Origin of the sequence: Mesobacillus jeotgali, from assembly GCF_031759225.1 — a bacterium.
GTDB classification, from domain to species: domain Bacteria; phylum Bacillota; class Bacilli; order Bacillales; family Cytobacillaceae; genus Mesobacillus; species Mesobacillus jeotgali_B.
In genome coordinates, this window is sequence record NZ_CP134494.1 from 1,268,234 (window position 1) to 1,288,473 (window position 20,240).

A 20,240-nucleotide genomic window follows, 5' to 3' on the forward strand; every position below is an offset into this window, starting at 1 on the left:
TAAGCCCTCAGGAGTCTTCGCGCCTTCCACTACAATCAACAGTGTGTCAAAAATCAACAATTATAACAAACGCATAAAAGTAAAAGCGGACAATGTCACCATGTCCGCTTTTAGCCATCATCATTATTTAGTTTTAGCACTTTTTTAACGATAATTCACGAATTGCACATCTACTGTAAGATCTGCTTCTTTGACAGCTGCAATGATCTTTTGAAGGTCATCACGGTTCTTTCCTGTAACGCGCACCTGGTCATCCTGGACCTGGCTCTTGACCTTTAAACCGCTGTTCTTTATGATCGCATTGATTTTCTTGGCGTTCTCCTTGTCAATCCCCTGCACGAGCTTTGCTCTTTGGCGGACCGTTCCTCCTGAAGCGCGCTCGACTTTTCCATAGTCCAGGTTCTTGATTGGAATGCCGCGTTTGATCATCTTGCTGAATAGTACATCCTTCAACTGGTCAAGCTTAAATTCATCATCGGAAATCAGGACAAGTTCTTCTTTATCAAGTGAAATTTCACTTTTGCTGCCTTTAAAATCGTAGCGATTTTGGATTTCTTTCATTGCAATGCTGATTGCGTTCGTGACTTCGGACATTTCAACTTTGGATACAATATCAAATGAGCTCTCTTTAGACATGGCTACCTCCGGATAATGAAAAATTTTGAAGCCCTCGGGATAAGGGGCTGTATGTATACCAGCGCTTTCGCTTTTGCTTACATTATAGTAAAATATAGCAGTTCAAACAACTTTACGTAATTTAGAGCGTTTTGCCTGATTATAAAAGTATAAACTTTTTTCATTTAGATTAAAGTCTAGCTGCAGCGCCTAGCCCCTCGATCGTTTCGGTCCGCCCAATGAAGTCAAAGAACGACTTCACCGGTCGGTCCTCCAACGCTAGTCGGGGCTGACCAAGGCGCTTACGCTTTCTAATTTGGGTAAGATGTTAATAACAAGGCAGGAGGGATATTATGTCCTTGAATGAATATACAGGTCAGTCTTTGGAGCTGACAGTAGCAAGAATTGTTGATTTTGGCTATTTTTTAACCGACGGGGAAGAAGATGTGCTGCTCCATTCCAATGATACGGACCGTACATTTGAAGAGGGAGATAAAGTAGAGGTCTTTCTATTTGTGGAATCAAGAGGCAGACTGGCTGCAACCACAACGATACCAAAAGTTCAGGTAGGGCAATATGATTGGGTACCAGTCGTTGATGCCAAAGAAGGGATCGGCATATTCCTGGATATTGGCATCAGCAAAGATGTTTTGCTCGGTGAGGAAGATTTGCCGGTAGTGAAATCAGTCTGGCCAAAAGAAGGAGATTTGCTTTATATCACGCTTCGTGTGAATCGCAACAATATGATATACGCTCGAATGGCGACCGATCCTGTCATTCAGGAAATCTCCGAAAAGGCCACAAGAAGTGACTTCAATAAGAATGTCCACGGCTATATTTACCGGACGGCTCGGGTTGGCAGCTGGATGATCACTGCTGAAGGCTTTAAAGGTTTCATCCATGAATCTCAGCGGCGCATAGAGCCTCGGATTGGCCAGAAAGTAGAGGGAAGGATCATCGATGTAAAACCGGATGGTTCTGTCAATATCTCGCTTTTGCCACGTAAACAGGAGGCTTTGGATGAGGACGCAGAAAAAATCATGGACTATCTGGAACTCCGCAATGGTGCAATGCCATATCATGACAAGAGCATGGCAGAGGACATCCAGGAACGTTTCGGCATGAGCAAAGGCTCCTTCAAGCGGGCGATGGGCAGGCTGATGAAGGAAGGTAAGATTTATCAGGAAGACAATTGGACATATAAAAAAGAAAAATAGAGCCGGCTGGCTCTATTTTTTTATAGGTGATCTGTTTTCTTGGAGTACTGGTTTTTGCCTGCTTTGCGGTTTTTTTCACGCATCATATTTTTTTCATGGCGAAGGGCATTATTGTCCTTTGCTTTTTTATCGTTATCAGATGTGTGTGGCATATAAAAAACTCCTTTCAGGTTAGGTACATTTTATTTTTCCTAAAACCCGAAAGGAGTATGTAATTTATGAAGGCAGTTTATTTAAGAAGAAAATAGCAATCGTACCTGGTCCAGTATGGGAGCCGACTGCTGCGCCTATGGAAGTAATGAAAACATCCTTTGCATGAAGCTCTTCAAGAATCATATTCTTCATCTCGGTGGCTGTTTCGAGATCATCTGCATGGCTGATGCCGACAATTTGGTCTTCAAAAGACGCACCGCGTTCCTTCATGACTTCAATAATCCTGCGAAGAAGCTTTTTCTTTCCGCGGATTTTTTCAATCGGTACTAATTTTCCATCTTCCACATTTAGCAGTGGCTTGATATTCAATAGTCCCCCTACGAAAGCAGAAGCTTTTGATACGCGTCCGCCTTTAGCAAGATGGTCGAGGTCATCTACAGTAAAGAGATGCTCCATATGCTCGCTATGGAATTGGACAGCTTCAACGATTTCATCCTTTGAAAAGTTTTCCTTCGCCATCCGTGCAGCTTCCATGACAATAAGTCCATATCCAAGCGATGCACATTTTGTATCAATGATCGACAAGTTGAAGTCGGGATAGTCCTCCTTGACCTGCTCGGCAATCATGACAGCTGTCTGGTATGTTCCTGACAACTGTGAAGAGAAAGCTATGTATATTCCATCCTGCTTATTCTCGGCCAATTCTGTAAAAACTTCTTTAAAACCAGCAGGAGATGCCTGTGAGGTTTTGGGAAGGTTGCCAGCGCGGATTTGGTCGTATACCTGTTTTGGCTGGATCGTTCGTAGGTCCTCATATTCAGTGTCATTAATATGTACCTTCAACGGGAACAGTATTGCATCATTTTCTTCATAAAAACTCAATGGCAAATCACATGCACTATCAGCCATGATTTTTACTGACATCACTTTCACCTGCTTTCAACCTTTTTATGTTAATAGTTTATAGGGAATATCGCAAAAAGACAATTAAATATAGTGATTTTCGGCAAAATAGGGGTACAGGATGAATAGAAAAGAATAAGGGGGATTTACATGGTCTGGTTGGAAACAAAAAAAATCATCATCGTGGTGATCGGGGCATTCTTGAATGCTTTATCACTTAATTTCTTTTTAATCCCGGCGAACGTTTATGCCAGCGGCTTTACCGGGATCGCTCAGCTTGTTTCGAGCATACTTGGTGCATTCGCGCCATTTAATATTTCTACCGGGATCCTTCTATTATTATTGAATATACCGGTAACGATCCTTGGCTGGATGAAGGTAGGGAAATCATTCACACTTTATAGTTTCATTTCCGTACTGCTTTCATCATTCTTTCTTGAGATCATTCCGGTAAAAGAAGTTTCGAGCGATATCCTGCTGAATGCCGTTTTTGGGGGAGTCATCGCTGCAATCGGTGTGGGACTGACCTTGAAGTGGGGGGCATCCACAGGCGGCATGGATATTATTGCTATGGTACTGTCACGAATGAAGGATCGTCCGGTTGGTACATATTTCTTTACCTTGAATGGCATCATTATAATGACAGCTGGCTTTGTATTTGGCTGGGAAAACGCTCTTTACACTCTTGTAGCGCTATATGTGTCCACACGGGTGATCGATGCCATCCATACACGCCATGAGAAGCTGACGGCGATGATTGTCACGAAGAAATCGGATGAATTAAAGAAAGCGATCCATGACAAGCTTGTACGCGGAATCACGCTGCTGCCTGCCAAGGGAGCTTTTTCAGGAGAAGAGAAGGAAATGCTGATAATCGTCGTCACTAGGTATGAATTGTATGACCTGGAACACATTATCAAGGAAGTAGATCCACATGCATTCACCAATATTGTTGAGACAGCAGGGATCTTCGGATTTTTCCGGAGGGAGTAATCACTGAAACGGAGGTATGTAAATGAGGAAGGTCGGATTGATGATCATTTTGCTTTTAATGGCCGTGGCACCAGTCCTGGCGATTGGGGAAGAAAAAGAGACAACAGAAAATCTTGAATACAGCTTTTACATTGACCCCTTGGCCGGTCCTGAAAAGGCTGTGTTTGAAATCGTTCTGCAAAACCTCAGCGATAATGAACTGTCTTTTGAGTTCCCGACGTCCCAAAAATACGAGATTACCGTTGTGGACGCAAATAAACAGAAGGTATTTCAGTATTCAGATGGAAAGTCTTTTGCCCAGGCCTTTGAAACTGTAACCCTCAAACCGCAGGAGAAAATGAAATGGGTGGAAGGCTGGGATTATTTGTCCTCAGGAAAAAGAGTGCCAGAAGGCGAATACAGTGTCACAGCACAGTTAAAAGCAACGAGCATCAACGGAAAACCAATCAGTGACAAAAAACTGCTCTCAGATACGAAGACCATGTACATACCTGGCGAAAATCCTGTATTTAAAGGTGTGGTCTCAGAGGGAGGCAAGGGAATCTATAAAGTAATGGGTGAAGTCAGGCCGATCCATGGCATCTTCTACTATACAGTTGAAGATGGACACAACCAGCTGATTGCCGAAACTGAAGTTGTTTCAGGTGCAAAATACCCACAATGGAAACCATTCACGCTGGAAGTGTCAATACCTGAAAGCAAGCTCCCGCAGAATGGATCAGTCATCCTTAATTTGTACGAACGCAGCAAGGACGGAGAAATCATGCATACGTATCCAGTGCTGCTCGAAAGATTCAATCCTAATAACTAGCAAAGCAAAAGCTGGCGGGAATCCCGCCAGCTTTGCTTTTACTTGCTTTCGATTGAATTCAGCTCGTCCTGAAATGACCGAAGCTGCTCTTTTTCAGCCATCGTCGTATTGGCATAGGCTGACGATAGAGCATTTTTAGCCGTATTGATGGCAGCAGACTGTTCCGCAGGCTCCGCAGTCCTAGCTAGTTGGACAGCCTTCCTTGCTTCCTGAAAAAGCCTGTTTCCCATACTAAATTCCCCCTAAAGAGGACTCTCTGACATTCGCCATCTTTTGAGCTTCAGCCTCGGCATACGTGGTGTGGTAAGGGATTCTTTCATCATGCTTGGAGACAGTATCTACCCCTTGCTGTACAAAACGCTTGGATTTATTGCTTTTACCCATCGTTTTACCCCTCCATCTACGAGCGAATTTGAAACAGTCAGTTACGCTGCTTCGCTTTTAGTATGCTCTTTCGGCATAAAAACAAACGGTCCTGAGGCAAGTTGGAATTGGTTTGTACAGGGAATGATTAACATTTAATCATGGATAGCGCATATTCCGTTGGTTGATTGATATTAAGTGTCTCCATCGAGCTGATGGATAGTGCATAATCAGTTGGTGAGCTGATTAAGTGTCTCCATCGGTTCTATGGATAGCGCATAATCGGTTGGTGAGCTGATTAAGTGTCTCCATCGGTTCTATGGATAGCGCATAATCGGTTGGTGGGCTGATTAAGTGTCTCCACCGGTTCTATGGATAGCGCATATTCCGTTGGTGAGCTGATCAAGTGTCTCCATCGGGTCAATGGATAACGCATAATCGGTTGGTGAGCTGATTAAGTGTCTCCATCGGTTCTATGGATAGCGCATATTCCGTTGGTGGGTGATTAAGTGTCTCCATCGGGTCTATGGATAGCGCATAATCGGTTGGTGGGCTGATTAAGTGTCTCCATCGGGTCAATGGATAACGCATATTCGGTTAGTGAGCTGATTAAGTGTCTCCATCGTGTCTATGGATAGCGCATATTCCGTTGGTTTCTTGATTATGTGTCTCCGTCAAGCCAATGGATAGCAGATTATATGCAAGGCATCTGACTATCTGTCTCCATCGCCATATAGTTAAAGATTTAGCTAGACAAACCTGGGTAATCAACAAAAAAATGTCCGATAGCATTTTTCTACCGGACATTGGGGTGTATCTTATAGAGCTTTCAAATTAAGCAAATCATTCAAGTAGACGCCAATGCCGTCTTCTTCGTTTGTCAATGTCATGTCGTTCGCGATGTTTTTCACTTCGTCCACGGCATTGCCCATGGCGACTCCGCGGCCTGCGTATTCAAGCATTTCCAAATCGTTATCCTCATCGCCAAAGGCAATGATGCGATCAGCAGGGATTTGGAAGTAATCTGATGCTTTCTTTAAACCAACTGCTTTGTTCAAGCCGTTTTTAACGATTTCGACGACATGGAACGGTGCAGCCCAGCTTCTGTGGTCGATTACTTCGGCATGGACTTCTGACAAGTGTTGGCGGATTTTACGGACGTCCTCTTCATCAGAATGGATCAGCATACTTGTTGGTGATGCTTTCAAATACCTTCTTAGGTCGCCGGTGGTGATATTCGGGTTTCCCATATTAAAAATATCCATCAGTTTTTCATCATGATAGTGGACATATACATCGTCGATTACTTCGGCAATGATATTGTGAAATTTAAAATCATCTAGTGCTTCTACAATATCTTTTGCCACATCGATTGAAAGCGGAGAATGATGGACTCCCCAGCTGTTATCGAGAGGATGGTGGATAAATGCGCCGTTGAAATTGACGATTGGCGTATCGAGTGCAAGCTCATGATAGTACATCTCGCTGGAACGGAATGGTCTTCCTGTCGCGATCATGACCACGTGGCCTGCTTCCCGTGCTTTTTTAATCACGTGCTTGTTTCTTTCTGAAATGGTTTTATCATCTGTCAGTAATGTTCCATCAAGGTCTAATGCAATTAAATGTTTTTCAGCCATAAATACTCCTTCTTAAATGTTTTGTCGTAGTGTCTCAATTTAGCGCTTGTCGGGGCTGAGCAAGGCGCTTCCGCTTTTCTACTGATATGCGTATGATTGGCTCTTTTTTCGTAAGAGTTCTACAATACATATATTGGATGATGGTTAATTGGTCTATAACCACTATGGTAACCATTTTACATATAAATTGTAAAAAAATCATTTTAGATACTTAAAAGGGCGGTAAATTTTAGATCCGCTCGCTTCAGGAGGGTTAATCATTGATTTTAGTCGAGAAGAAACGCATTCAACATATTCCCGTTCTCCATATTGTGAAACAGAAGCAATTTTCAGATAGAATGCCTTTGGTTGTTTTCCTGCATGGGTTTACGAGCACGAAAGAACGAAACATGCATTATGCTTATCTATTTGCAGAAAAGGGCTTCAGGGTCATCATGCCAGAGGCGAAATATCACGGGACCCGGGGCAAAGGGTTGACAGAGAATGAGTTAGGTTTCCGTTTTTGGGAAATCGTCATCACTTCCATCGAGGAGCTTTCGATGATCAAAGAGGAATTGGTAGGGGAAGGTCTGGTCGATCCAGCCCGAATTGGTGTTGCCGGAACCTCGATGGGCGGCATCACGACGCTAGGAGCAATGGCCAAGTATGATTGGATAACAGCTGGTGTCAGCTTGATGGGCAACCCTGCCTTCGAGGAGTTCGCATTATGGCAGTTGAATGAAATCGAAAAAAGGAATGTCAAGATAGGGTTATCCCAGGAACAAATTTCAAGTTTGCTGAACCAGCTCAAACAATACGATTTAAGCCAGCAGCCTGAAAAGTTGAACAAACGCCCGCTGTTATTCTGGCATGGAAAGTTGGATCCGGTCGTACCATATCAATCGGCTTATCATTTTTACGAGCAAAACAGGAAAAGCTATGAGGGAACAGAAGGATTGTTTGAATTCATTTCAGACGAAAACGCAGGACATAATGTGTCTAATGCAGGCGTGGAGGCAAGTGCAAATTGGTTTGAAAAGCATATTTGATGCCTTTCCGCTTTAAATGATCTTTAATCATTGTTATGATAGTGATAGGTTACAGCAATAAAAAAGGAGTGTTCACCGATGGATGAGGAATTAAAAGATAGCATTATGGGTGCGCTTGAGATGGTCGTTGACCCTGAACTTGGCGTAGATATCGTTAATTTAGGGCTTGTATATGATGTGGATTTGAATGAGGAAGGACTTGCGACAGTGACGATGACGTTGACGTCAATGGGCTGCCCGCTTGCCGGCACGATCGTTGAGCAGGTTAAATTGGCTCTTGCCGACCTTCCGGAAGTTAAAGATACTGAAGTAAACATCGTATTCAACCCGCCATGGTCGAAGGACATGATGTCCCGTTATGCTAAGATTGCACTAGGTGTGAGAGATTAAGATCTTAACTTTCGAGCAGCAGGAACCTCCTGCTGCTTTTTCTATTGCACAAAGAGCCTACATGATATTTCAGGTCACAAAATTGTCATACAAAAAGGCAAATATGGCTCAAATTATGTGAGTTAGTTCACTTAATCATGTTGGAAACACTTATATACTTCTTTTATAGAGAAGTACTTAAGGAGGCGCCAATATGTTTGAAAGAGATTTTAACAAAGACCCATTCATTGTGATTTGGGAACTTACAAGAGCCTGCCAATTAAAATGCCTGCACTGCCGTGCGGAAGCACAATATAGACGAGATCCGCGTGAACTGTCTTTTGAAGAAGGGAAAGCGCTGATTGACCAAATATATGAAATGAATAATCCGATGCTTGTGTTCACGGGTGGGGACCCATTGATGAGGGAGGATGTTTTTGATATTGCTGAGTATGCCGTGAAAAAAGGCGTGCGTGTATCAATGACACCAAGTGCGACACCTAATGTGACGAAGGAAGCGATTGAAAGGGCTAAGTCGGTTGGATTATCCCGCTGGGCGTTCAGTATTGACGGGCCGACTGCTGAAGTCCATGACCACTTCAGGGGAACAGCAGGCTCTTTTGATTTAACGATGGAAAGAATCAAGTATTTGCATGAACTGGAAATCCCGATTCAGATCAATACTGTTATCTCACGCTATAATATTGAATATCTAGATGAAATGGCAAAAATGGTTGAAGATCTGGATTGTGTCCTTTGGAGTGTGTTTTTCCTTGTTCCGACAGGACGAGGGCAGGAAAAGGACATGATTTCTCCTGTTGAGCATGAAAAAGTATTCACCTGGCTGTATGATTTAAGCAAAAGGGTCAAGTTTGACATTAAGACGACTGCGGCCCAGCATTATCGCCGTGTTGTCATCCAGCAAAAAATGCGCGAAGCGAAGGATCATACTGAAGAAATTGATTATCTGACCGCTCTGACAAAGGAAGGGTTGACCGGGTCTATCGACGGCCTTGGCCGCGCGCCAAAAGGGGTCAATGATGGGAACGGTTTCGTGTTCATTTCCCATGTTGGGGATGTCTATCCAAGCGGACTGCTGCCGGTGAAAGCAGGCAATGTAAGGGAGCAGCCACTTGCTGAAATTTATAGAGATTCTCCGGTCTTTAAGTCATTGAGGAATCCGGACGAATACAAAGGGAAATGCGGAGTGTGCGAATTCAGGCATGTATGCGGGGGCTCACGTTCACGGGCATACGCCATGACAGGTGATTATCTGGAGAGCGAGCCATTCTGCGTTTACATCCCTAAAGCGTTGAGAAAACAAAAACAGGAGAGCTAAAAAGCTCTCCTGGTGGACAATAAAAAAAGCGAGTGATGCCATCAGGGCATTCACTCGCTTTTTTTATATTAATCAATCGAACAAAATACGGCCGGGCAATTTTCGCAGCCGATTTCCTGGCGCAAATAGTCCACATCATGTACAAGGATTTTTCCTTTTTTAACTGAGATTATTCCTTCACGCTTCAGGTCGTTGAGGATGCGGTTCGTGCTCTCGCGTGAAGTTCCGCAGAAATTAGCCAGCTCCTGGTTCGTCAGCGGCAAGTCAATTAAAATGCCGGTATCTTTTTGGACACCGTAGCTGTTGGTCATACGGATCAAGGTAGAGAATAATGCTCCTTTTTTTCCGTTGAGTACAAGGTCGCGGAACTTCGTCTGAGTTTTGCGGAAATGATCGCTCATCCACTTCATGAATTCAAATGCTAGTGACGGATTGTGGAAAATCTCCTTTTCAATCACATCTTTTCTGATTGCTGCGATTTTTGCATCTTCGAGTATAAGCGCACTCAAGAGATATTTAGGTGCATCGGTGAAAAGAGTCAGTTCTCCGCAAATATCATTTTCCCCGCAGATTCTTAAGGCAAGCTCGCGGCCATCCTGGGTGACCTTGCTGATTTGGACCTTGCCGCCCAGAATCAAGTAAAGCTCCTCAGCCTCCATGCCTTCCTGGAACAGGTATGAACCTTTTGGAACATGGATCGTCCGGTCGGCAAACTGGAGTAATTCTTTAATTTCAATTGAATGAGTTACTTTAGTTGTGTTTGGCATGGTCATCACCCTTTTTTTGATTTTAGCTCTTTGTATGAGAGCTTTTTCCGTGGCAGATCTTTATTGACACAATAATAACACCGGGATAGTGTTAACTAAATATGGATAAAGGAAAGTTCATAATCTCGTCACAATCTTAAACGGTTTTGTTCACATTTTAGAAACATTGTCTTTCTCTGTTTTTATTATATCGATAAAAGATGACGGGTGTTTCGCATGTTTAGAAACAACTGTGACAGTTTATTGAACAAAAAAGATGATGTGAAGTTCGTCATATCCATTGTTTTTGATTTTTCTTACTATTTATCTAAAATAATCTGCAAACAAAAGGGGGAAATCATGAAACCTCAAAATATCCAATTGCCGCTTCAAACGCTGAGTCTGGTGGCCGGATTTATGGTCTGGGTTATTTTATCGGCGTTAATGCCCTTCATTAAGGAGGATATACAGCTAAATGCGAACCAGGTTGCCATGGCCACTGCCATACCTGTCGTTCTCGGGTCTGTCCTTAGAATTCCAATTGGGTTCTGGACGAACAAGTATGGTGCAAGGAAACTGTTTTTTACCAGCTTTGCATTCCTTTTGTTTCCCGTGTTTTTCATCAGTATCGCTGATTCCTTTACGGACTTGTTGATTGGAGGATTGTTTGTCGGAATCGGGGGAGCGATCTTCTCTGTAGGAGTCACCTCACTTCCGAAATATTATCCGAAAGATCGCCACGGATTCGTCAATGGGATATATGGAGTAGGAAACCTTGGAACTGCACTCACAACTTTTTCGGCACCGGTTATTGCCTCCCAGTTCGGGTGGGAGACAACAGTCAAGCTTTTCATGATTCTATTGATTGCATTTGCAGTCCTTAACTTTTTCCTTGGTGACAAGAAAGAAATAAAAGTTGTGACTCCAATGGGTGAGCAGATCAGGAGTGTATATAAAAACCAGAAGCTTTGGGCACTGAGCTTATTTTATTTCATAACTTTCGGTTCATTTGTGGCCTTTACGATTTATTTGCCAAATTTCCTTGTATCTCATTTCGAGCTTGATAAAGTCGATGCTGGGCTAAGGACGGCAGGCTTTATTGCCCTCGCAACATTTTTCAGGCCGATAGGCGGCTGGCTTGGTGACAAATTCAACTCATTTGTCATACTGATGGGTGTGTTTGCTGGTATGACAATTTCAGGATTCCTGCTTTCCTTCACACCTTCGTTGACACTGTATACAATTGGCTGTCTTGCAGTCGCAATCAGTGCCGGCATCGGAAATGGAACGGTCTTCAAGTTAGTTCCGCTTTATTTCTCCAAGCAAGCCGGTATCGTGAACGGAATCGTATCAGCCATGGGCGGATTAGGAGGATTTTTCCCGCCGCTTATGCTGGCATTCCTGTTCAATCTTACCGGACATTACGCCATTGGGTTAATGGCCTTATCACAGGTGGCACTGGCAAGTTTGATTATCGTGATCTGGATGTACTATCAGGATAAATTGAGTCTTGCTAAAAATATCATTGACCACACAGCCGAGGGAATCATGATTACGGATCTAAAGGGTATGATACAGCAAGTTAATCCAGCCTTCACGACTGTAACGGGATATAGTGCTGAAGAAGTGATCGGGAAAAACCCCCGCTTCCTTCAATCCGGAAAACATGGGGAAGACTTTTACAGGGAGATGTGGCAAGTGATTTCGGAAAAGGGTTCCTGGCAAGGGGAAATCTGGAATAAAAAGAAGAACGGAAGGATTTATCCTGAATTTCTGACAATCAGCATGGTGAAAAATGAGGCTGGCGAACTCAAGAACTTTGTGGGCATGTTCAGTGAAATGACCATGAAAAAAAAATAAGCTATTAAAAGACTGCGTCCTTGACGCAGTCTTTTCTTCCTTTACAAGGAAAGTGGCGGCTTAAGCACGAATACGCTTACATTTCTGAAGATTTTATGACAACATAATGACATTTCTGCATAAAAACACTATCCTGGCAGTTTTTATGTTGTAATATAGACATAAGGATGAAATCTACTATTCTAATAGAGGACTAAAAGTGTTACTGTGAGAATATTAACAGTTAACAATCTATGTTGCTGTTACAATGTCAGTAATTATCACTTCTATAATTGGAGTTGACACATATGGTAAAAAGCATAATTAAAGACCAATTAAATAGACCGCTCCGCGATTTGCGTATTTCTGTTATAGATCGATGTAATTTCCGCTGTCAGTATTGTATGCCTGCCGAGATCTTTGGCCCTGACTTTAAGTTTCTTCCCAAAAGCGAGTTATTGTCTTATGAAGAAATTGAACGTGTAGCCAAGTTATTCATAGAGCTTGGAGTGGAAAAGATCAGGCTCACAGGCGGGGAGCCATTGATGCGCAAGGATTTGCCGATCCTTGTCAGGATGCTGAATGAGATCAAAGGATTAAAGGATATCGCTTTGACCACCAATGGCGTAATGCTGCCTAAGTATGCGGAGGAGCTGCATGCTGCTGGCCTGAAGCGAGTCAATATCAGCCTGGACAGTTTAAAGGATGAATTGTTTGGGGAAATTAATGGCCGGAATGTTGGCGTCGGACCGGTGTTAAAGGGTATTGAGGCAGCAAAGGAAGCTGGCTTGGGCGTTAAGATCAATATGGTAGTCAAAAAGGGACTCAATGATACTGAGATTCTTCCAATGGCCGAATTCTGCAAGAAAGAAGGCCTGGAGCTTCGCTACATTGAATATATGGATGTGGGCAGCACGAACGGCTGGAAAATGGACGATGTCATCACCAAGAAACAGATTCATGACCTTCTAATCCAGCAATATGAGTTGGAACCTGTTGATCCGGAGTATTTCGGTGAGGTCGCCAAGAAATACCGCTATAAAGGTACGGATATTAATGTTGGATTCATTTCATCGGTATCAGAGTCATTCTGCTCAAGCTGCACAAGGTCACGTTTGTCAGCGAACGGCCAGATTTTCACTTGCCTGTTTAATGGCAATGGCCATGATATCCGCGACTTCATGCGCGCTGGTGCCACGGATGATGAACTCCGCGCCCGTATAGCGGACGTGTGGAATCATAGAACAGACCGTTATTCAGATGAACGAACAGCTGAAACAGTTGCGAACAGAAAGAAAATTGAAATGTCCTATATCGGCGGCTAAGACTCCTTCGGGGGTCTTTTTTTGGGGCTATTTTTAATGAACTCTGCCGGCTTCACTCTCTTCAGGGAGATTTGGGCATACTATGTTTCCAGACAAATGATTTTAGGGTATACATAAATCACTATAAAATTTGTTGGAGAATGCTGAATGCTAAAGAGAAGACTTGAATTTTTATTTGTATTTATTTTAATGGTATGTTTTTATATCGTTCTTTTTACTGATCAAAGCCAGGCTGTCAAAGTAACAGCCATCATTACTTATGCGACGATCATCTTGATCAGCATGTATTCATTGATGCTTGAGAACCGTTCTGCTCAGCACACACTGATGTGGATGTATGTCATGCTGCTTTTTCCTGTGGGCGGTTACTTCTTCTATCTGTTTTCGGGCCAGCTGTATCTGAAAGGTTACTTGTATAAGAGTAAGCGTACGCGTGACCGTGATCAATGGGAGAAATTGATGAGGAAGGAAGAGTCTAGGGACCTTTCTTTTTTAATCGAGAATCAGCAGTGCTTTGCGCAATATGCTAAGAATGCGACTTTGACCCCTATTACAACCGCTTCCCGGGCAAAAATCCTAAGGAATGGCGAAGAGACTTTTGCCGAAATTAAAAAGAAACTGCGTGAAGCTGAAAAATTCATTCATATGGAATATTATATCTTCAGGTCCGACCGGCTTGGCAGGGAGATAATCGAGATCCTGATTGAAAAAGCGCGGCAGGGTGTCGAGGTGTTATTTATTTTTGACGCCGCGGGCAGCATGAAAATCGCTGCAGCCGATTTAAAGGCCATGCAGGATGCAGGGATAAAAGCGGCTCCATTTTCCCCGCTGAAGTATGGCTTCTTCAACCAGAAATTCAATTTCCGCAATCACAGGAAAATCGTCGTCATCGATGGGGAGATCGGCTTTGTCGGCGGTTTGAATGTCGGAGTCGAATACCTGGGTGAAGATGAAAAGATAGGGTTCTGGCGTGATACACATATGATGCTGACTGGAGAAGCTGTCTATACCCTCCACAATGTCTTCCTGATGGATTGGGAATATATAAGCGGTGAGAGTGTCCTGGAAAATCATCGGGCAGTGAAAAAAATACACGAAGATGATGAACTCGATGGTGCGATCCAGGTTGTACCAAGCGGACCAGATACACAGCAAGGGATCATGAGTGATTTTTACTACACAATGATGTCCTGTGCAACGAAGTCAATCTGGATTGCCACTCCTTATTTCGTTCCTGATGAAGCGATCCGGACTGCGCTGAGAGTGGCGGCAGCCAAAGGAATAGAAGTAAGGATCATGGTGCCTGAAATCAATGATAGTTATCTGACACAGTATGCCAGCCGCTCGTATTTTTCGGAACTGTTGCGCAATGGGGCTGAAATTTACTCTTATAAAAAGGGGTTCTTGCACCAGAAGGTCATCATTGTCGACGGGAATATCGCTTCAATTGGGACAGCCAATATGGATATGAGGAGCTTCCATCTTAATTTTGAAGTGAATGTCTTCTTGTTTGGTACAAGCTCGATCAGGGACCTTGTAGCTCATTATGAAGAGGACCTGGAGGATTCGGAGAAAATAAGTGCTGTTCAATATCATAAGCGCGGATATTGGGAACGAACGAAGGAATCCTTCGCCCGGCTGTTTTCGGGTGCATTATGAACCAACGAAAAAAATGACCCCATCATGAGGAGAGGCCACTGAAAAAGTCCCCACTGGATAGCTTGTTAAATAGGACCGGTTGATTTCCACTCCAGGTTGCTTCGCTTTCCGCGGGGCGTGCGGTGAGCCTCCTCAGCGCTAAAGCGCCTGCGGGGTCTCACCTGTCCCGCTGATCCCGCAGGAGTCTACGCACCTTCCGTTCCAATCAACCTAGTGCTACTAAACCTTATTTAGACAAACTATAAACCGTTCAAATCCTGACTTTTTTAAGGGATTTGGGCGGTTTTTATTTTATAATAGAATTAATTTAGCTGAAATGGGTGGTTCCAATGATGTCAATGCAACAATCAATCAAACTAAGTCCTTATATGGGTCTCTATGACCTTATCGTGCCAAAGGATAATATGTTGCGTCAGATTAATGATCTGGTTGACTTTACCTTTGTTTATGAAGAGCTCAAGGATAAGTATTGCCTTGATAACGGCAGGAACGCAATCGATCCCATTCGCATGTTCAAATATCTATTATTAAAAACCATCCATGACCTTTCGGACGTGGATATTGTTGATCGTTCGAAGTATGATATGTCGTTCAAATATTTTCTGGATATGACTCCAGAAGAGGAAGTTATAGACCCGAGCTCCCTGACCAAATTCCGTAAATTGAGGTTAAAGGATATTAACCTCCTGGATCTGCTTATTAATAAAACGGTGGAGATTGCTTTAGAAAAAGAGATCATCAAAAGCAAATCCATTATTGTCGATGCCACTCATACAAAAGCCCGTTATAATCAGATGAAACCGAAAGAAGTTCTGATGGAGCGTTCCAAGAAGCTAAGGAAGGCAATTTACCAAATCGATGAATCCATGAAATCCAAATTTCCTTCCAAGACAAAGACTGATGTGTTGGAGGATGAAATTGCCTATTCACAGAAACTCATTGAAGTGATTGAAAAGGAAGAGACCCTGATTCAATACCCGGTAGTAAAAGAACAGCTTAACTTATTGAAAGAGACGGTCGCAGATGACCTTGAACAGATCAAATGCTCAAAGGATCATGATGCGAAAGTGGGACACAAGACGGCAGATTCCTCTTTCTTTGGATACAAGACCCACCTGGCAATGAGCGAGGAACGAATCATAACGGCAGCTGTCATTACGACAGGCGAGAAAAACGATGGCAAGCAACTTCAAACTCTTATTGAGAAAAGCGAAGACGCAGGTATACAGGTTGAGACTGTGATCGGCGATGCGGCGTATTCAGAAAAAGACAATATTAAGTACAGTAAAACAAACAAAATAAACTTGGTCGCAAAATTGAATCCAAGTGTTACCCAGGGATTCCGCTCAAAGGAAGACGAATTCGAATTTAATAAGGACGCTGGGATGTATGTCTGTAAAGCAGGACACCTCGCAATCAGAAAGGCTCGAACCGGAAAGAAAAACACTGGAACGAACCAGGTAGATACCTATTATTTTGATATTGATAAGTGCAAGCGTTGCCCCTTAAGGGAAGGCTGTTATAAAGAAGGTGCGAAAAGTAAGACGTATTCTGTTTCCTTGAAGTCAACTGAACACCTAGACCAGGCAGAGTTTCAGGAAAGTGAATACTTTAAGCAGAAGTCCAAGGAGCGCTATAAGATTGAAGCGAAGAATAGCGAGTTGAAACACAGACACGGGTATGATGTAGCCACATCCTCGGGTCTAATTGGCATGGAAATGCAAGGCGCCATGGCCATTTTCACGGTCAATTTAAAAAGAATTTTAAAACTGAAAGGGCAACAATAGAGGCCAAAGGGGACAAGAAACTGGAAAAAAAGCCGATTCAATTCCAAAAATATGGAGTTGGATCGGCTTTTTTGTTTGGTTATCATGAAAATCTAAAAAATCGGCAGATTTTCAGTGGCCTGTCATGAGGAATGGGGTCATTTTTTAGTGCTCCTAATTAAGCGATATACCTTGGGAACAGAATATTATTTTCTAGATGCACATGCATAAAGGTGTGTGCTTCCAATGCTTCCAGCCTCTTGTAGACAAGACGATACGTTCCGCATGCATCAAGTGGCGGATTGAAATCGGCAGTGATTTCCCGCAACTCTTTCAGGATTGAGCCTGCATGATCGTGTTCCTTCTCAAGCTCGGTGATTTCGGCGATCATTTCAGACCGTTTTTCCTGATCAGCCGTATCAAGCTGCAGCAATAGTGGGAAAACAGTCGCTTCTTCTTTTGCAGTATGTTCCAGGAGCTCATTCTTCAACTCGTAGAAGAGCTCATAGACTCTCAACAGCTCTTCGTGACGGTCTCCATGAACTTTAGCTACCTTCGTTACATACGGGCTGAGCAGTTTTAATTCTTCTTCAAGCTCGCGGTGGTATTTGTTTTTAATATGTTCGATCAATTCCCCAGAACCAGTTTCAGTCCAGACTTCCATGCTTTCTGCAGCTCCGTTATGCTTTTGGAATAACTCCTCGAGCGCCGTCATGATTGCAGGGACATCCAGGTTTTGTTCGGCTGCTGCTTCAGCAAGAGGACGATTGCCGCCACAGCAGAAGTCAAGCCTATTTTGCTTGAATAAATCACTTGATTGCGGGAATATATTGACAATATCTTTAACTAAAGAATTTTGATCAAAAGGCATTTTCATGTGAGAAACCTCCAGTAAATTATTTAATACTGTTTACATACTCATCATAAAGGAAATGGTTTTACTACTTGGTGATGTGCATCACACTTCACAAAAAATCTACATATTTTCAATAGATTTTATGAGAGAATACTGTGAGGTTTGTTATGTTTCCATTTTTACATTACTCTTATAATAAAAAGGGTAAATTTAGAAATTAAGCCTGCTATAGGAGCTGATCATATGTTAGAAAAAAGAAAGCCTATTCCAATCGGGGAAGCAGTTAAGAGAGTGATGGAGCATAAGAAAAAAGGCTCTACTGAATATGTATCAATCAATGAAAGTTACGGACGCTATCTTTCGGAGGATTTGAAAGCAACCAGCGATGTGCCGCATTTTGACCGGGCCCCATACGATGGCTATGCAATCCGGTCTGTCGATACTCAGGAAGCCTCTCAAAATCATGCTGTTGAATTTGAGGTGGTAGACCATATCGGAGCAGGTATGCTGACGGATAAAGAGTTAGGGCCGTTCCAGGCGGTCAGGATCATGACAGGAGCCCAAATGCCTGTTGGTGCAGATTCTGTTGTCATGCTGGAATTAGCAAGGGAAGTTGAGCGGGACGGTAAAAAATACATGGAAACGAAGCGCAAGCATAATAAAGGTGACAATGTTTCGTATCGCGGAGAGGATGCCAGGGAAGGCGAAGTGCTTGTTAAAAAAGGGACGTTCATCAATCCGGGTATCCAGGCAATGCTGGCGACTTTTGGATATGCCAAAGTCCCTGTTTCGAAAAAGCCGGTAATCGGACTTTATGCCACAGGAACTGAATTGCTTGATGTACATGAGCCGCTTGAACCTGGAAAAATCCGCAACAGCAACTCTTATATGATTTCTGCGCAAATCCTTCGTGCCGGTGCTGAAGTGAAATACTTTGGCCAGCTGCCTGATGATTTTGATACATGCTTCGATGCAGTGAGCAAAGCAATTGAAGAAGTGGATCTATTCATCACGACTGGCGGGGTATCCGTGGGGGATTACGACTATCTGCCGGAAATTTATGCGAAACTGGGAGCAGAAGTGCTGTTCAATAAAGTTGCGATGAGACCGGGCAGCGTCACTACGGTTGCGCAGCTTGACGGAAAATTATTGTTTGGTCTTTCAGGAAATCCATCGGCATGCTATGTCGGCTTTGAATTGTTCGCCCGTCCTATCATCAGGACAATGCTGTTCTCTGAGAAGCCTCATTTGAGGAAGGAAAAAGCGATTCTTGATGCCAATTTCCCTAAAGCGAACCCTTTTACCAGATTTGTAAGAAGTGCTCTTGGCATTCAGGATGGCAAGTTGGTAGTGACTCCTAGCGGCCTGGATAAATCAAATATCATCATGAGCCTGGCTGGTGCTAACTCCCTGATGATTCTCCCTGGAGGTACACGAGGCTTTGAGGAAGGAACTGAAGTGGAGGTTCTGATTCTCGAAGACCATGTGGGCAGTGAATGGCCTTGGTAAGACCGTTGCTGTTCCAGGTGGCAGGATATCAAAACAGCGGCAAGACCACTCTGAGCCTTAGATTGATCCAGCAATTGACAGCAGCAGGTCTGAAGGTCGCCACCATCAAGCATCATGGTCATGGAGGCAGGCCGGAGGTTGTTGAGTCAAAGGATTCAGATAAGCATGTAAAGGCAGGAGCTGCCGTTTCACTTGTCGAAGGCGGAGGCAGGTTAGTCATCCAGGCGGAAAACGGATCTTGGTCGCTTTCTGAAGAAATAGATATGCTTTCATTCTTCAAGCCAGATCTAATTTTAATAGAAGGCCATAAGCAGGAGCCATATCCTAAGGCTGTGATCCTTCGTAATGAGGACGATATAGAGCTAATGGAGAAGCTGGAAAATATCCAGGTCGTTTTATGCCGGGATCCGGAACTGGTGAATATATTGAAAGATACAGCTGTCCCTGTTCTCGATATGGAGGATGGAGTTGACTGGATTACAACGCACATTTCAAATAATCTTTAGGTGATTTCCTTTAATTATTTTTAGTTTTAGCAAGAAAAGTTCTTATTTTGGACATATACGGCGACTTTTGTCACTGTCACTTCATACTTACCCAGTTAGAATGTAAAGGGGTTCAGGTTGTGACATATGTGTGAGGTGAGAGCGATGGAAATGCTGCATATCTTCTTATGGATTGTGTATCCATACTCGGTTGTGGCAATTGTAGCGATGGGTCTGGTCTGGCAGTACGATGCATCGAGAGAAGAAGGAACACGTTCGAAAGCAGGGAGGCTTCTGCTCGGCGTCGTCAAAATACTTATGGCTGCCAGCACAGCAACTGGAATTGCCATCGTGCTGTCGAGCAGCATTGCTTACGAACCGGTATTGCTGTTTAGATGGCTCATCAGCCTAGCGCAACTGCAGCCGGACAGGAGCCTGGTCACTGACGTTTCCATACTCTCAAAGGTGCATTTTATTGTGGTATTCCTATTCCTGTTGAGTCTGGCATTCACGAAGGAAATTTACTATTTGCTAAAACCGCATTTATATTTAAAAAAGATCTTTTTAAAGCTCCAGTTTGAAAGAAGAGGCTGATTCTGTTCAGTCTCTTTTTTCTTTTTGACATTT

At 43.3% G+C, this 20,240-nt stretch carries 21 protein-coding genes; 13 read left to right on the plus strand and 8 right to left on the minus strand.

Annotated elements, in window-relative coordinates; genetic code table 11:
* Positions 1-144 precede the first annotated feature (144 nt).
* Complete coding sequence (locus RH061_RS06270) at positions 145-636, minus strand: YajQ family cyclic di-GMP-binding protein (RefSeq protein WP_311074700.1); 492 nt, start codon at positions 634-636, stop codon at positions 145-147.
* Between the two features lie 332 nt (positions 637-968).
* Here RH061_RS06270 and RH061_RS06275 point away from each other — a divergent pair, with 332 nt between their 5' ends.
* The gene (locus tag RH061_RS06275; RefSeq protein WP_311074702.1) at positions 969-1,832 is read left to right on the plus strand and encodes a CvfB family protein; all 864 of its coding nucleotides are present in this window, start codon (positions 969-971) and stop codon (positions 1,830-1,832) included.
* 20 nt (positions 1,833-1,852) lie between these two features.
* On the opposite strand, the gene RH061_RS06280 is transcribed toward RH061_RS06275, so the two are convergent.
* Both RH061_RS06280 and RH061_RS06285 read right to left on the minus strand, forming a co-directional pair.
* Positions 1,853-1,984, minus strand: coding sequence for a DUF3941 domain-containing protein (locus RH061_RS06280; RefSeq protein WP_071976845.1), 132 nt, complete (start codon positions 1,982-1,984; stop codon positions 1,853-1,855).
* A gap of 64 nt (positions 1,985-2,048) precedes the next feature.
* Positions 2,049-2,909: a DegV family protein gene (locus tag RH061_RS06285; protein WP_311074707.1), complete on the minus strand. Its 861-nt coding sequence runs from the start codon at positions 2,907-2,909 to the stop codon at positions 2,049-2,051.
* Positions 2,910-3,038: 129 nt separating this feature from the next.
* Here RH061_RS06285 and RH061_RS06290 point away from each other — a divergent pair, with 129 nt between their 5' ends.
* Both RH061_RS06290 and RH061_RS06295 read left to right on the plus strand, forming a co-directional pair.
* Complete coding sequence (locus RH061_RS06290; protein WP_311074708.1) at positions 3,039-3,881, plus strand: YitT family protein; 843 nt, start codon at positions 3,039-3,041, stop codon at positions 3,879-3,881.
* Between the two features lie 22 nt (positions 3,882-3,903).
* On the plus strand, positions 3,904-4,692 hold the full coding sequence (locus RH061_RS06295) for a BsuPI-related putative proteinase inhibitor (RefSeq protein WP_311074709.1): 789 nt from the start codon (positions 3,904-3,906) through the stop codon (positions 4,690-4,692).
* A gap of 38 nt (positions 4,693-4,730) precedes the next feature.
* Here the strand turns inward: RH061_RS06295 and RH061_RS06300 are convergent, their stop codons facing one another.
* The 3 genes from RH061_RS06300 to RH061_RS06310 all read right to left on the minus strand — a co-directional run bounded on the left by RH061_RS06300 (position 4,731) and on the right by RH061_RS06310 (position 6,692).
* On the minus strand, positions 4,731-4,922 hold the full coding sequence (locus tag RH061_RS06300) for a DUF3813 domain-containing protein (RefSeq protein WP_311074710.1): 192 nt from the start codon (positions 4,920-4,922) through the stop codon (positions 4,731-4,733).
* A 1-nt stretch (position 4,923) separates the two neighbouring features.
* On the minus strand, positions 4,924-5,076 hold the full coding sequence (locus RH061_RS06305) for a hypothetical protein (protein WP_167832158.1): 153 nt from the start codon (positions 5,074-5,076) through the stop codon (positions 4,924-4,926).
* A gap of 797 nt (positions 5,077-5,873) precedes the next feature.
* On the minus strand, positions 5,874-6,692 hold the full coding sequence (locus tag RH061_RS06310) for a Cof-type HAD-IIB family hydrolase (protein WP_311074713.1): 819 nt from the start codon (positions 6,690-6,692) through the stop codon (positions 5,874-5,876).
* 260 nt (positions 6,693-6,952) lie between these two features.
* Between RH061_RS06310 and RH061_RS06315 the strand changes: the two genes are divergently transcribed.
* From RH061_RS06315 to RH061_RS06325, 3 genes are all read left to right on the plus strand, one after another.
* Complete coding sequence (locus RH061_RS06315; RefSeq protein ID WP_311074715.1) at positions 6,953-7,720, plus strand: prolyl oligopeptidase family serine peptidase; 768 nt, start codon at positions 6,953-6,955, stop codon at positions 7,718-7,720.
* A gap of 78 nt (positions 7,721-7,798) precedes the next feature.
* Positions 7,799-8,110: a metal-sulfur cluster assembly factor gene (locus RH061_RS06320; protein ID WP_167832161.1), complete on the plus strand. Its 312-nt coding sequence runs from the start codon at positions 7,799-7,801 to the stop codon at positions 8,108-8,110.
* Positions 8,111-8,303: 193 nt separating this feature from the next.
* Positions 8,304-9,428: a TIGR04053 family radical SAM/SPASM domain-containing protein gene (locus tag RH061_RS06325; RefSeq protein ID WP_311074716.1), complete on the plus strand. Its 1,125-nt coding sequence runs from the start codon at positions 8,304-8,306 to the stop codon at positions 9,426-9,428.
* Between the two features lie 68 nt (positions 9,429-9,496).
* Here the strand turns inward: RH061_RS06325 and RH061_RS06330 are convergent, their stop codons facing one another.
* Positions 9,497-10,195, minus strand: coding sequence for a Crp/Fnr family transcriptional regulator (locus RH061_RS06330; RefSeq protein ID WP_311074717.1), 699 nt, complete (start codon positions 10,193-10,195; stop codon positions 9,497-9,499).
* A gap of 339 nt (positions 10,196-10,534) precedes the next feature.
* Between RH061_RS06330 and RH061_RS06335 the strand changes: the two genes are divergently transcribed.
* The 4 genes from RH061_RS06335 to RH061_RS06350 all read left to right on the plus strand — a co-directional run bounded on the left by RH061_RS06335 (position 10,535) and on the right by RH061_RS06350 (position 16,784).
* Positions 10,535-12,034, plus strand: a complete 1,500-nt coding sequence (locus RH061_RS06335; protein WP_311074719.1) for a nitrate/nitrite transporter — start codon at positions 10,535-10,537, stop codon at positions 12,032-12,034.
* A 287-nt stretch (positions 12,035-12,321) separates the two neighbouring features.
* Positions 12,322-13,338, plus strand: coding sequence for a GTP 3',8-cyclase MoaA (gene moaA / locus RH061_RS06340; RefSeq protein ID WP_311074722.1), 1,017 nt, complete (start codon positions 12,322-12,324; stop codon positions 13,336-13,338).
* Positions 13,339-13,485: 147 nt separating this feature from the next.
* Positions 13,486-14,997, plus strand: a complete 1,512-nt coding sequence (gene cls, locus RH061_RS06345; RefSeq protein ID WP_311074723.1) for a cardiolipin synthase — start codon at positions 13,486-13,488, stop codon at positions 14,995-14,997.
* Between the two features lie 329 nt (positions 14,998-15,326).
* Positions 15,327-16,784: an IS1182 family transposase gene (locus tag RH061_RS06350; protein WP_311070855.1), complete on the plus strand. Its 1,458-nt coding sequence runs from the start codon at positions 15,327-15,329 to the stop codon at positions 16,782-16,784.
* Positions 16,785-16,941: 157 nt separating this feature from the next.
* On the opposite strand, the gene ric is transcribed toward RH061_RS06350, so the two are convergent.
* Entirely contained in the window at positions 16,942-17,640 is a 699-nt protein-coding gene (gene ric, locus RH061_RS06355; RefSeq protein WP_311074724.1) for an iron-sulfur cluster repair di-iron protein, read from the minus strand.
* A gap of 222 nt (positions 17,641-17,862) precedes the next feature.
* On the opposite strand from ric, the gene RH061_RS06360 reads away from it, so the two are divergent.
* From RH061_RS06360 to RH061_RS06370, 3 genes are all read left to right on the plus strand, one after another.
* Complete coding sequence (locus RH061_RS06360) at positions 17,863-19,128, plus strand: molybdopterin molybdotransferase MoeA (RefSeq protein ID WP_311074725.1); 1,266 nt, start codon at positions 17,863-17,865, stop codon at positions 19,126-19,128.
* Positions 19,116-19,634, plus strand: coding sequence for a molybdopterin-guanine dinucleotide biosynthesis protein B (gene mobB / locus RH061_RS06365; protein ID WP_311074727.1), 519 nt, complete (start codon positions 19,116-19,118; stop codon positions 19,632-19,634). The genes RH061_RS06360 and mobB overlap by 13 nt, the downstream gene beginning before the upstream one ends.
* Before the next feature lie 144 nt (positions 19,635-19,778).
* Positions 19,779-20,207: a respiratory nitrate reductase subunit gamma gene (locus tag RH061_RS06370; RefSeq protein WP_311074728.1), complete on the plus strand. Its 429-nt coding sequence runs from the start codon at positions 19,779-19,781 to the stop codon at positions 20,205-20,207.
* Positions 20,208-20,240: the final 33 nt, after the last annotated feature.

Coding starts and splice junctions, on each gene's coding strand:
- RH061_RS06325 (WP_311074716.1), top strand. CDS start 8,304: ATGTTTGAAAGAGATTTTAACAAAGACCCATTCATTGTGATTTGGGAA.
- mobB (WP_311074727.1), top strand. CDS start 19,116: ATGGCCTTGGTAAGACCGTTGCTGTTCCAGGTGGCAGGATATCAAAAC.
- RH061_RS06335 (WP_311074719.1), top strand. CDS start 10,535: ATGAAACCTCAAAATATCCAATTGCCGCTTCAAACGCTGAGTCTGGTG.
- RH061_RS06305 (WP_167832158.1), bottom strand. CDS start 5,076: ATGGGTAAAAGCAATAAATCCAAGCGTTTTGTACAGCAAGGGGTAGAT.
- RH061_RS06330 (WP_311074717.1), bottom strand. CDS start 10,195: ATGCCAAACACAACTAAAGTAACTCATTCAATTGAAATTAAAGAATTA.
- RH061_RS06285 (WP_311074707.1), bottom strand. CDS start 2,909: ATGTCAGTAAAAATCATGGCTGATAGTGCATGTGATTTGCCATTGAGT.
- RH061_RS06310 (WP_311074713.1), bottom strand. CDS start 6,692: ATGGCTGAAAAACATTTAATTGCATTAGACCTTGATGGAACATTACTG.
- RH061_RS06320 (WP_167832161.1), top strand. CDS start 7,799: ATGGATGAGGAATTAAAAGATAGCATTATGGGTGCGCTTGAGATGGTC.
- ric (WP_311074724.1), bottom strand. CDS start 17,640: ATGAAAATGCCTTTTGATCAAAATTCTTTAGTTAAAGATATTGTCAAT.
- RH061_RS06360 (WP_311074725.1), top strand. CDS start 17,863: ATGTTAGAAAAAAGAAAGCCTATTCCAATCGGGGAAGCAGTTAAGAGA.
- RH061_RS06275 (WP_311074702.1), top strand. CDS start 969: ATGTCCTTGAATGAATATACAGGTCAGTCTTTGGAGCTGACAGTAGCA.
- cls (WP_311074723.1), top strand. CDS start 13,486: ATGCTAAAGAGAAGACTTGAATTTTTATTTGTATTTATTTTAATGGTA.
- RH061_RS06295 (WP_311074709.1), top strand. CDS start 3,904: ATGAGGAAGGTCGGATTGATGATCATTTTGCTTTTAATGGCCGTGGCA.
- RH061_RS06300 (WP_311074710.1), bottom strand. CDS start 4,922: ATGGGAAACAGGCTTTTTCAGGAAGCAAGGAAGGCTGTCCAACTAGCT.
- RH061_RS06350 (WP_311070855.1), top strand. CDS start 15,327: ATGATGTCAATGCAACAATCAATCAAACTAAGTCCTTATATGGGTCTC.
- RH061_RS06280 (WP_071976845.1), bottom strand. CDS start 1,984: ATGCCACACACATCTGATAACGATAAAAAAGCAAAGGACAATAATGCC.
- RH061_RS06370 (WP_311074728.1), top strand. CDS start 19,779: ATGGAAATGCTGCATATCTTCTTATGGATTGTGTATCCATACTCGGTT.
- RH061_RS06270 (WP_311074700.1), bottom strand. CDS start 636: ATGTCTAAAGAGAGCTCATTTGATATTGTATCCAAAGTTGAAATGTCC.
- moaA (WP_311074722.1), top strand. CDS start 12,322: ATGGTAAAAAGCATAATTAAAGACCAATTAAATAGACCGCTCCGCGAT.
- RH061_RS06290 (WP_311074708.1), top strand. CDS start 3,039: ATGGTCTGGTTGGAAACAAAAAAAATCATCATCGTGGTGATCGGGGCA.